Origin of the sequence: Parasphingomonas zepuensis, from assembly GCF_036663735.1 — a bacterium.
Classification (GTDB): Bacteria; Pseudomonadota; Alphaproteobacteria; order Sphingomonadales; family Sphingomonadaceae; genus Sphingomonas.
On record NZ_JAXOJO010000002.1, the window covers coordinates 641,549 to 652,490 of the forward strand.

Here is a 10,942-nt window from a genome sequence, read left to right on the forward strand (position 1 = left end):
CTCCTCAATCTTCGCGCGTCCAATCCGCCGACGCTACCGTTGATCCGATTGTAACAGATGTTGCAATCAGATCAACGCTTCAACACGTCTCGGCGCCAGGAATCCAAGGACGATCAGTCCGCCTCACCGTAACGTTCGCTATCCATCTTGCGTCGTGCCTCGACATAGCGGCCCATCGCCGAATTGCGCTTGGCCTGGCCTTCGAGGTCGCTGTCGATCGGGGGCAGGGCGTCGAGCACCTGCTGGAAGATCGCCTCGAGCATCGGGCGCGCTTCGGGATAGGGGATGATGTAGAAGCGGTTCTCCTCGATCGCCGCCTTGACGTGGCCGGCGAGTTCCTCCGGATCCATGCCCTGGGAATAGATTTCCTGGAGCGCGGCGATCTCGCGCTCGTCCACCTGATAGCCGCTGTCGGAGAGATGAGCCGGCCGGGTCCTCACCGATTCGGCTATGTTCGAGCGGATATTGGCCGGGCACAGCACCGAGACGCCGACGCCCTTGTCCTTCAGCGCGTCGCGCATCGCCATGGTGATGCCGTGGACCGCGAATTTCGAGGCGGAATAGATGCCCGCGCCGCTGTTCGCGAAGAAGCAGCCGAGCGACGCGGTGTTGACGATATGGCCGCCTTGGCCATGGGCGAGCATGCGCGGCACGAAGGTCTGCATGCTGTTGACCACGCCCCACCAGTTGACGCCCATGATCCAGTCGTAATCGTCATAGGTCGCCTTTTCGAGCGGCCCGAAGATCGACACGCCGGCGGTGTTGAACAGCAGATGGACCGGGCCGAACACGCTCTCCGCCTCGTCGGCGGCCTGGGCGAAGGCAGCGCGGTCCGTGATGTCTAGGCGGATGCCATGGGCCTGGGCGCCGCCGGCGCGGAGCTCAACCAGCGCGGCATCGATCGCGTCCTGGCGGATGTCGGCGATGACGACCCTGCACCCGGCCGCCGCGAACACCTTCGCCTGGCCCAGCCCTGCGCCGCTCGCGCCGCCGGTGATGAACGCGGTTTTCCCCACAAAGTCGAACATCTGCTTCCTCTCCTGGTCTTTGGTCTTTGCCCATGCGAGCCTGCTGCCGGGTTCGCGGTCAAGCAGTAGAATATGTGATAGGATGGCCGCTCAATAGTTTGACATGATCGCCAGGCTTCGTGAATCGAGCGGCTTGCCGGCCTTTTTCAGCGCCAGCTCCCGCAGATGCGTCTGCTTCTGTTGATCGATCAGATAGGCATGGATCGCATCGACATCGCCCGGCGTCAGCAGATCGTCCCAGCGCGGCATGCCGTTCGGCACCAGCAGGCCCTCGAGCACGATCTGCCGGAACGCATCATGCGTGCCCGGCGCGAGCCGGCGCAGGTCCGGGCTGATCGAGCGCGGCTGGTTGGAATGGCAGATCGCGCAATTGGCGAAGAACAGCCCGGCGCCCTGCGCGATGGTCGCCCCGCTCACGCCGGTTGCCTGCGGCGGCGGAGCCGGCGCCACCTCGAGCGGCGGCAGCGGATCGGGCAGTTTCACCTGCCCTCCGTCGAGCCTGAACACCAGGATCCGGTTGGCGTTGCCGTAGCGATAGGCCGCCGCGTAGTCGGGCACGAAGCTCCAGCCCCCGCCGCCCCAGCCGGCCTGCACCGCGACATATTGCACGCCCGCCACCCGGTAGGTCATCGGCGCGGCCATGATCGACGTGCCGGTCTCGATCGACTTGAGCAGTTTGCCGGTATCGGCATCGCGCACCGTGAGCCGACCGCTGGCGGTCCCCTGGAAGATCAATCCGCTGTCGGTGGCGAGCACGCCGCCGCGATCCTGCCAGCCTTCCATCGGCACTGCCCAGCGCGTCTTGCCGGTGAGCGGATCGATCGCGCGGAGTTCGGACGTGTAGGGCTTGTCCTTGACCCATTGCATCTCGCGCAGATTCGCGACTTCGGCCGCGACCGGCGGGGGCAGGGTGGCGAGCGCCGCCTGCAGATCGGGCGTGAAGATCAGCGCGCCGCCGGCGTTGAGCGCCCGCTTGCGATGCGGCTGGCCACCGGGCGGGAGGAACATGAGGTTGCCCATGTCGAGCACCGACGCGAAATAGAGTTTGCGCTTGGGATCATAGGCAGGCGGATACCAGTTGCGGGCGCCCGGTGAGGCCGGAAACACGATGCGCGGGCCCTTGCTCCAGTCGGAATGCTCGGGCGTCAGATTGGGCCGCCCGGTCTTCAGGTCGTAGCCGCTCGCCCAGCTGGTGCGGACCAGCGCGTTGATGGCGTGCGGCTTGCCGGTTTCGCGATCGATGACGAACAGAAATCCGTTCTTGGGCGCATGGATGATGACCGGGCGCAGCGCGCCGTCGATCTCTAGATCGGCCAGCACCATCGGCTGGACGGCGGTGAAATCCCAGCTGTCCTGCGGCGTCTCCTGATAATGCCATTTGACGCTGCCGGTCTTCCGGTCGAGCGCGACGATCGACGAGAGATAGAGATTATCGCCGCCACCCGGCGAGCGTAGCGCGGCCGCATAGGGCCCGCCATTGCCGACGCCGATATAGACGGTGTCGTAGCGGGGGTCATAAACGATCGCGTCCCACACGCTGCCGCCGCCGCCGACGTCCCACCGGCTCTTCGGGCTCCACGTCTTGAGCGCTGCCTCGAGTGCGGGGCTTTCCTGTGGCCCGAGCGCCGGATCGTGCGGGATGGTGAAGAAGCGCCAGACCTGCTTGCCGGTCGAGAGCTGATAAGCCGTGACATAGCCGCGCACGTCATATTCGGCGCCGGCATTGCCGATGAGGACAAGATCGCCGGCAATCTCCGGTGCGCCAGTGCTCGAATAGCCGCGCGACCGGTCAGTGATCGTATCGGCTTTCCAGACGACCGCGCCGGTCTCTGCATTCAGCGCATAGAGCATGCCGTCCAGCGCGGCGACGAACACCTTGCCGCCGGCGACCGCTACGCCGCGGTTCGCCTGGTCGCAGCACGTCACCCGATTGACCTGCATGTCGACCTCGGGCTCGAACTTCCACAGCTCGCGCCCGGTCGCCGCGTCGAGCGCATAGACGCGGCCGAGATTGCCGCTGGTGTACAGGATGCCCGCAACCACCACCGGCGTCGCTTCCTGCACCCGCTGGGTGCCGAGATCGTGGTCCCAGGCCAGCCCGAGCCGATCGATATTGCCCGCGTTGATATCGGTGAGCCGCGAGAAATGGCTCCTGGCCGTATCGCCGCCGGGGTTCGGCCAGTCGTCGCCCGCCCCGACTGTCCCGCCGGTCTGCGGCGCATCCGCCGCGCACCCCGCGAGCAGAAGGGCGGGGGCAACCAGAGCGGACAGGAAACGGATCATGCTGCGCATCGGCCGGGTCATTTCGGCCAGAGGTGGCGATGGGCGAGCATGACGTCGCGCAGTGTCCTCGGCTTGCGGCCGGTGAGCCGCTCGACCACGTCCGAGCGCTTGTCGAAATAGCCCTCGCGGATCGACTGGCCGAAGGTGACCATATCGTTGCTCGACCAGGGGATCGGGCCGTCGGGCACCTCGTCGCTCGCCTCGCGCGCGATGCCGAGCGAATCGAAATGGGCGAACATGCCGTCCTCATCGACGGGGATGACCTCGATCGGCTTGCCGGCAATCTCGCTCGCCAGCGCCATGGCCTCGGGGATCGACATCAATTCAGGGCCGGTCAGGTCATAAGCGCGATTTTCATGGCCCTCGCCCAGCAGCACTTCCGCCGCGACCGCGACGCAATCGTCGCGCGAGACGAAGGCGACGCGGCCGGCCTGGCCGTTGTCGGGCAGCCGGCCGGTCATCAGCGCAACCGGTGCCATCGCCCCGGCGACCGCCTCAGCATAATGGCTGTCGCGCAGATGAGTCCAGGCGAGGCCGGAGGCTTCGAGGATCTCCTCGGTAGCGCGGTGATCGAGCTTGACGATCGCCGGGTTGCCGTCCTCGTCGGCGCTGATCAGCGAGGTATAGGCGATATGGCCGACGCCGGCCCGCTTGGCCGCCTCGATCGCGTTGCGATGCTGGCCGACGCGGCTGCCGACGCGCGCGGTGGAGATCAGGAGCATCCGCGTGCCGCCGGCAAAGGCCTGTTCGAGGCTGTCGGGATCGTCGAAATCGGCGAACCGCACCTCCGCGCCCAAGGCGGCGAGGTCAGCGAGCTTTGCGGGCGTGCGGGTGGTCAGGATCAACTGCCCCGGATCGACGCCGCGCTCGATCAGCCGGTCCGCGGTCGATCTGCCAAACCCGCCCGAGGCGCCGCTGACGATGATCATATGCTCACTCCTATAGTCATAGTTCGGCCGGCGGCAGGCGGCGCCCGCGGATCAGGTCCGCCGCCTTTTCGCCGATCATGATGGTGGGGGCGTTGGTGTTACCGCCCGGGACGGTTGGCATGACCGAGGCATCGACGACGCGCAGCCCGGTGACGCCGATCACCCTGAGCTCGGCATCGACCACCGCCTCGGCGCCGATACCCATCGCGCAGGTGCCGACGGGATGCATCGCGACATTGGCGGTTTCGCGGATAAAGGCGTCCAGATCGGCGTCGTCCTGCACGGAATCGCCCGGCAGGCGCTCGGCGCCGGTGAGCGTTGCCTGAGGCGCTGTGCGATAGATGCGCCGCGCGGCGCGGACTCCGGCGCGCATCGTCGCCAGATCCTCAGGGTCGGACATCAGGTTGAGCGTGACGGCGGGCAGCGCGCGCGGATCTGCCGATTTAAGCTCGACCCAGCCGCGACTGCGCGGGTGCAGCGCGACCAGGCCTGCCCAGAAGACATGGCTCTGGCGCTCGGTGACCAGCGGAAACCAGATCTTCGCATCGAAGCGGATCGGATTGGCCATGAACTGGATGTCGGGTCGATCAAGCTCGGGGCGGGTGCGGATCACCACGTTGCAGCTGTTGAGCTGAGTCGCGAGCGCGCCAGTGCCGAACAGCTTCCAGCGGGCGACCGACAGCATCAGCCGATCGAAGCGCAACTGATTGAGGAATGTGACCGGTCGGGTCGCGTCGAACTCCATCGAGAGATTGGCATGCTCCGAAAGGTTGCGGCCGACCCCGGGGCGGTCGGCGACCAGGGCGATGCCGTGCCGGGCGAGATGCGCGGCCGGGCCGATGCCGGACAGCATCAGCAGGTGTGGCGAATTATAGGTGCCGCCCGACAGGATCACTTCCCGGCGCGCGCGCACGATCTTGCGTTCACCCGCGATCTCGACTTCGACGCCGATCGCCCGGCCCTGCTCGATCACCACACGGTGGACCAGCGCGCCGGTACGCACCGAGAGGTTGGGCCGCTTCATCGCCGGGCGCAGATAGGCAGTGGTGCCGCTCACGCGCCGGCCGCGCCGGTCGATGGTCGCCTCGCCGCGCGCAAAGCCTTCCGGCACCTCACCCGAGAGATCCTCGCTCTGCCCGAAGCCAGCGCCGGCGGCAGCCGCCATCAGCGGTTCGTGGAGCAGGTGCGGCGAGGTGATCGGGTTGACTTCGACGGGGCCGGAGCCGCCGTGATATTTGCCCTCGCCGCGCCAGCTTGTCTCCATCTTCCTGAAATAGGGGAGGACGTCGGCATAGCTCCAGCCGGTCGCGCCCATCTGGCGCCACTGATCATAATCGCTCGGGTGGCCGCGCATGTAGAACATGCCGTTGAGCGAGGACGAGCCGCCCAGCACGCGCCCGCGCGGCAGCCAGAGCTGGCGGCCGTTCAGATTCGGCTCCGCCTCGGTCATATAACCCCAGTTGAAGGCGGGATTGACGACGGACTTGAGGAATCCGACCGGCATCTGGAGAAGCATATGCCGGTCGTCGCCGCCGGCCTCGAGCACCAGCACGGTGGTGGCGCTGTCCTCCGTCAGGCGCGCCGCGACGACGCACCCCGCCGAACCGGCGCCAACGACGATATAATCAACCTCTTCCAACGCCCATCCGCTCCGCCACCGGCACCATCCGGCATAGTTTGTTGCGAACGACGATAACGACTGTTACTGTCATTGCAAACAGATTGAGGAGAGATTCATGCCAAAACTCGCCATCGAAGATCGGCTCGCCCTGCAGGACCTGATCGCCGACTATAGCTGGGCGCTCGATACCGGCGATGTCGAGGCGCTGGTCGCCTGCTTCACGCCCGATGCCAGGATGGTGGAGGAAGTGTTCGAGGATCCGGACATCTGGGAAGGCCATGACGGGATTCGCGGCATTGCCGAACATTATCGCAACGCGCCGGGCTTTCCCGGGCGCCAGCATCACGTGACCCAGATCCAGTGGTTTCCGCAGGACGATGGCAGCGTGAAGATCCGCGCCTTCGCCTTCGTCACCGAATGCCATGACGAGCCGCCCTATGAGTTGCGCTTCACCGGCTATTATGACGATCATGCGGTGAAGGGCGCGGACGGCAAATGGCGTTTCCAGCGCCGCACCGTGCGGCTGTGGGACGGCGAGGTGCTGAAGCGCTTTCCGGGTCGCGGGCAATGGGTGCCGCGCAAGCGGCCGGCTTCGTTGATTCTGAAGCGCTAGATTGGGGTAAGTCGGGACTTTCTTTCGCTAGCGCCGGCGTTGCAGGGTCCATGAGATCGCAGCGCCGCTGCTGCCCGGCAACAGCGCCTGCGACACGATTCGGTAGCCAGCTTCCGCGGCCACGCCGCTCAGCATCAGGAAATCCGCGTAGCGGGTGACGCCGGTCAGGGACGCAGTCCCTATGCCGACCATGTCGTGCGCGAAGCGGATGCGGTCGCCTTCGACCGCGCGGATATCGTCGCCCGTCGCACGCGCAGCCTCGACCAGCGGCGCGATCGCCGGGAGAGCCGGATCATAGACCCAGATCCGGCGCTTCGTCAGGCCGGCGGTGTGTGCCGGAGCGACCGCGACGCTGCCGGCTGTGGCGAGCAGGGTCGCGAGGAAGTGCCGGCGTTTCACTTGCGCGCCGTGGGGCCGGCGGCGAGCCAGGCAGCGATGGCGTCGAGCTGTGCGTCGCTGGCCTCGCCGCGCGGGATCGCGGGCATGTTGCCGATCCCGCTGCGCGCGGCCTGGACGACGTAATCGGCGGTCAGATCAGTGCGCTCCGCCAGCATCGGCGGCTGCACGCGACGGGCCAGCAGGCCGGTGCCCATGCCTACCTTGCCGTGGCACATCGCGCATTTTTCCTGATAGAGGGCCTGCCCGTTGCCCGCCGGCGGCGACGAAGACTGGGCGGCGAGACCAGCAAGCGGAATCGCTGCCGCGGCGACGAGCAGGATGGCGCGCACCCTCATTTGCCCCGTTCCTTTGCATAGCGTTCCGGCCAGATGCCGCTCTTGCCCGGTGCGAGAATGCCGGCCGGATCGAGCGCGTTCTTCACCTTCTCGTTCAGGCGCATCAGCGCATGGTCGTTGAAATCATAGGTGCCGGCGACCGTGTCCATATAATCGAGATGCGTGCGATATTCGCCGTACCCCTCGGCCCGGGCATCGGCGACCAGAGCGCGCAGGAACGGATCGACTCGCTTGAGCAGCGCCGGATCGTCCTTGTCGAGCAGCACCGCGTTGACGTTGATCAGGTGCCGTTCGCCGAACGCGAAGCTCGCCTGATAATCCATGCCGAACTCCTTGTAGCGGGCATAGGTGCGTTCGAACTGGCGCATCGCGCGGGCACCCGACTGAGGCAGTATCGGCGAGAAGCCGATATGGCCGCCGCGTCCGCCATGCCAGTTGGCATTCTGCATCGGGAAGGTCAGGGGCACGCCGAACCAGCCGCTCTGCTCGGCAGCTTCGCCCCGGCGCCAGCTGGTCGGCTTGATCGACATCGGCTTCAGCGCGCTCATCGCTCGTTCGAGTACGGCATAGGCCGCCTTGTTGACGTCCTCTCGGCCATAAAGCCTCAGGCTGACGCCCCACCAGCCCATGCCGAACTTCTTGCGGATCGCCGCGATCACCGCATCGGAGAGCGCACCGGGTTGATTGGTCCACTCGCCGCGCGTGGTGAGGATGGCCGCGGCACGCAGCCAGTTGCCGATCGTGGGGGATTGCTGGAGCAGCCGCTCGCGGCGCAGCGGCCCGAGCGTATCGATCAGCGGGCCGAGATCCTCCGGCCGGTCGAATTCCAGGTCCATGCCCATGACGCTCTCGGGCTCGGGCATCAGCCACATGCCGAGCTTGGTCACGATGCCGAAATTGGACTGGACGAACATCTGATCCCAGCTCGGCCCGAAGCCATAGCGATAGAGCTGCCAGGTCGGGGAGCCGCCGAGCGCGCCAGTGCCGGTGCGGACGATGTCGCCGTCAGGCAGCACGACTTCCATGCCGCAGATATTGGCGGTGTTCTCGCCATAAGGGGTGTAGCCGACACCGCGATCGAGCGCGTTGCCGGCAACCGAGCCCCAGCTGTTGCCGGGTACCGAGAGCCAGAGCTTGATCTTGTTGGCCTGGAGATAGTCGTACAGATCGTAGAAGCCGACCCCGGGCTCCAGCAGCACCGTGCCATTGGCTTCGTCGACCTCGATCTTCTTCATGCGCGACAGATCGACGATCACTGATCCGGACAGCAGCGGGGCGGAGCCGCCATAGCCCAGATTCTTGCCGCGGCTGATCGGCCAGAGCGGCACCTTGTACTGGGCCGCGATCCGCACGATCGCCTGTACCTCCTCGGCGCTGGCCGGGGCGACGGCGCCAAGCGGAAGGTGGCCAGTGTCGTCGACCGCGAACTTGTCGGCATAGGTGTCGCGGTCGAGATCGTCGAAAAAGGCGTTGCCGGCGCCTACGGCGGCCTCGAAGCCGCGCCTTGCCGTGGCGAAGGCGGCGCGGGACAAGCCCGGCGGCAGGATCATGTCCGCCATGGTAATTCCTCGATCGAAAATGGGGTGAGCATTACTGTGCGGTCCAGCGAGTGCGGGCCGGGGCGCGGGTGCCGCCATCGAGGCGGATCACCTCGCCGTTGAGCAGCGGACTGCGCACGATGAACAGGGCGAGGTCGGCGAACTCGCTGGCCTGTCCGGCGCGTCGGGGGAACTCGACGGTGTCGAGCAGTTCGTCGACGAGATCCTGCGGCAACACCGCCGTCATCGGCGTCGCGAAGAAGCCGGCGGCGATCGACATGGCACGGATGCCGAACGCCGACAGATCGCGCGCCCAGACCAAAGTCAGGGCGGCGAGGGCGGCCTTGGAGGCGGTATAGGCGCCCATGCCCTGCTGGCCTTCGAAGGAGGCGATCGAGGCCGCGTTGACGATCACGCCGCGCTCGCCGTCCGGGCCTTCGCCCTGGTTGGCGATCATGTGATGGGCGGCGTGCCGGGTGAGATCGACCGCGCCGAGCAGGTTGACCTCGATCACGCGGCGGAAGGCGTCGAGATCGCCCGGACCGGCCGGCGAGGCGATCGGGCCGATGCCGCCGATGCCGGCGCAGTTCACGCAAATATCGATCCGCCCGAAGCGCGCCATGACGGCGTCGACCGCCGTCTTGGTACTGCGTGGGTCAGTGAGATCGCAGCTGAAATGATGCAGGCAGGGCAGGTGAGATGGGGTGATATCGAGCACGGCTACCGTGGCGCCCGCCGCTGCCAGCGCCTGCGCCGTCGCTTCGCCGAGACCGGAAGCGCCGCCGCTGACGATCGCGACCTTGCCGTCAGGGTTCATTCAAGCCTCTCCCGAGCTGTTCGCTCTTATCGTAACGTTCGTGATTGTTTCAGGCATGCCGCGCACTGTCAATCGGCCGCAGCGCGCGTGAGGCTGAGCAGCCAGGCGAGCAGCAGGGCGCTGCCCAGCACGCCGATCAGCGGCGCCAGCGAGAAAGTGGGGAAGACCGACACGGCGGCGCTGGCGATAGCAACGACGACGAGCTGCAGCGCGCCGAGCATGCCCGCCGCGGCGCCCGCGCCGCCCTTGCCCGAGTCCATCGCCGAGATCGCCGCAGGCGTAAGCAGCAGGCCAGCGAGCGCGAAGAGCAGCATCGAATAACCCTGGAACAGGATGAGGTTCAGCTGCCCCGAGACGAGCAGCAGCCCGGCAATGCCGGTTAACAGCGCGCCAGCCAGACTGATGCGCACCAGCACATTGCGCGGCCCCCAGCGGCGCATCAGCCCGGGCGACAGCTGCGTCGAGCCGATCGAACAGACGGCATTGAGCGCTAGCAACAGGCTGTAGGTCCGTGCATCCAGCCCGAAGATGCCGGTGTATACGAACGGCGCGGCGGTGACATAAGCAAAGGGGATGGTGGTGGCGAGCCCGGCTACCACCGCGCCGCCCACGAAGCGCGCGTCGCGCAGCGGACCGACGATGCCCGGCAGGATCGGCGTTCCCGCGTGGACGCGTCGCTCGCGCGGGAGCGATTCCGACAGGGCGAAATGCACCAGCGCCAGCGAGGCGACGCCGAGACCGGCGAGCAGCAGGAACAGGCCGCGCCAGGAAAGCAGCGTCAGCAACAGGCTGCCGAGCAAAGGTGCGATGATCGGGGACAGGCCGATGATCAGGAAGCTGACCGCCATCAGGCGCGCTGCCTCATGCCCGGTCCTGAGATCGCGGATGATCGCGCGCGACACGGCCGTGCCGGCGCAGACGCCGAGGCCCTGGACGAAGCGCAGCGCGAGTAGCGAGCCGATATCGGCGGCGAGCGCACAGGCAATCGACGCGCCGACGAACAGCGCCAGCCCGATCAGCAGTATGGGCTTGCGCCCGTAGCGATCGCCGAACGCGCCGATCGGGATCTGGGCGAGCGCCAGGGCCAGGAAGAAAATGGAAAGCGTGCGCTGCACGTCGCTCGGCGACGCGGCGAGATCCCGCGCGATCGTCGGAAAAGCCGGGAGGTACAGGTCGATCGAAATCGGTCCGAGCACGGACAGCAGGCCAAGCGTCAGCCCCAACCGCAGCAGCGATGGTCCGGCCGTTCGCGCTCCGGCGAGCTCCCCCAATCCTTCTCTCCTCTGCTTTTGTTTATCAGATATCGTTTGTTATAGTTGTAAAAGACAACCTGCAAGAGGCCTCCAGAGGAAATCACAGAAAATCGTTATAAAACAATA

10 protein-coding genes are annotated in these 10,942 nt (G+C 66.5%); 1 reads left to right on the top strand and 9 read right to left on the bottom strand.

The features are described from left to right. Positions 1-113: 113 nt before the first annotated feature. The 4 genes from U1769_RS09290 to U1769_RS09305 form a co-directional block, all read right to left on the bottom strand. Complete coding sequence (locus U1769_RS09290) at positions 114-1,028, bottom strand: SDR family NAD(P)-dependent oxidoreductase (protein ID WP_332714979.1); 915 nt, start codon at positions 1,026-1,028, stop codon at positions 114-116. Positions 1,029-1,118: 90 nt separating this feature from the next. Next, positions 1,119-3,320, bottom strand: a complete 2,202-nt coding sequence (locus U1769_RS09295; RefSeq protein ID WP_332714981.1) for a PQQ-dependent dehydrogenase, methanol/ethanol family — start codon at positions 3,318-3,320, stop codon at positions 1,119-1,121. An 8-nt stretch (positions 3,321-3,328) separates the two neighbouring features. Continuing rightward, a complete protein-coding gene (locus U1769_RS09300) occupies positions 3,329-4,240 on the bottom strand; it encodes an SDR family oxidoreductase (RefSeq protein ID WP_332714983.1) in 912 nt (303 codons plus the stop codon). 16 nt (positions 4,241-4,256) lie between these two features. Next, on the bottom strand, positions 4,257-5,879 hold the full coding sequence (locus U1769_RS09305; protein ID WP_332714985.1) for a GMC family oxidoreductase: 1,623 nt from the start codon (positions 5,877-5,879) through the stop codon (positions 4,257-4,259). Between the two features lie 97 nt (positions 5,880-5,976). Here U1769_RS09305 and U1769_RS09310 point away from each other — a divergent pair, with 97 nt between their 5' ends. Then, complete coding sequence (locus U1769_RS09310; protein ID WP_332714987.1) at positions 5,977-6,474, top strand: nuclear transport factor 2 family protein; 498 nt, start codon at positions 5,977-5,979, stop codon at positions 6,472-6,474. Positions 6,475-6,501: 27 nt separating this feature from the next. On the opposite strand, the gene U1769_RS09315 is transcribed toward U1769_RS09310, so the two are convergent. The 5 genes from U1769_RS09315 to U1769_RS09335 form a co-directional block, all read right to left on the bottom strand. Then, on the bottom strand, positions 6,502-6,873 hold the full coding sequence (locus tag U1769_RS09315) for a hypothetical protein (protein WP_332714989.1): 372 nt from the start codon (positions 6,871-6,873) through the stop codon (positions 6,502-6,504). Further along, the gene (locus U1769_RS09320; protein ID WP_332714991.1) at positions 6,870-7,208 is read right to left on the bottom strand and encodes a c-type cytochrome; all 339 of its coding nucleotides are present in this window, start codon (positions 7,206-7,208) and stop codon (positions 6,870-6,872) included. Before U1769_RS09320 ends, U1769_RS09315 begins: the two co-directional genes overlap by 4 nt. Then, a complete protein-coding gene (locus tag U1769_RS09325; protein WP_332714993.1) occupies positions 7,205-8,767 on the bottom strand; it encodes an FAD-binding oxidoreductase in 1,563 nt (520 codons plus the stop codon). Before U1769_RS09325 ends, U1769_RS09320 begins: the two co-directional genes overlap by 4 nt. 31 nt (positions 8,768-8,798) lie before the next feature. Then, the gene (locus U1769_RS09330) at positions 8,799-9,563 is read right to left on the bottom strand and encodes an SDR family NAD(P)-dependent oxidoreductase (protein ID WP_332714995.1); all 765 of its coding nucleotides are present in this window, start codon (positions 9,561-9,563) and stop codon (positions 8,799-8,801) included. 68 nt (positions 9,564-9,631) lie between these two features. Continuing rightward, positions 9,632-10,834: a Bcr/CflA family efflux MFS transporter gene (locus tag U1769_RS09335; RefSeq protein ID WP_332714997.1), complete on the bottom strand. Its 1,203-nt coding sequence runs from the start codon at positions 10,832-10,834 to the stop codon at positions 9,632-9,634. Positions 10,835-10,942: the final 108 nt, after the last annotated feature.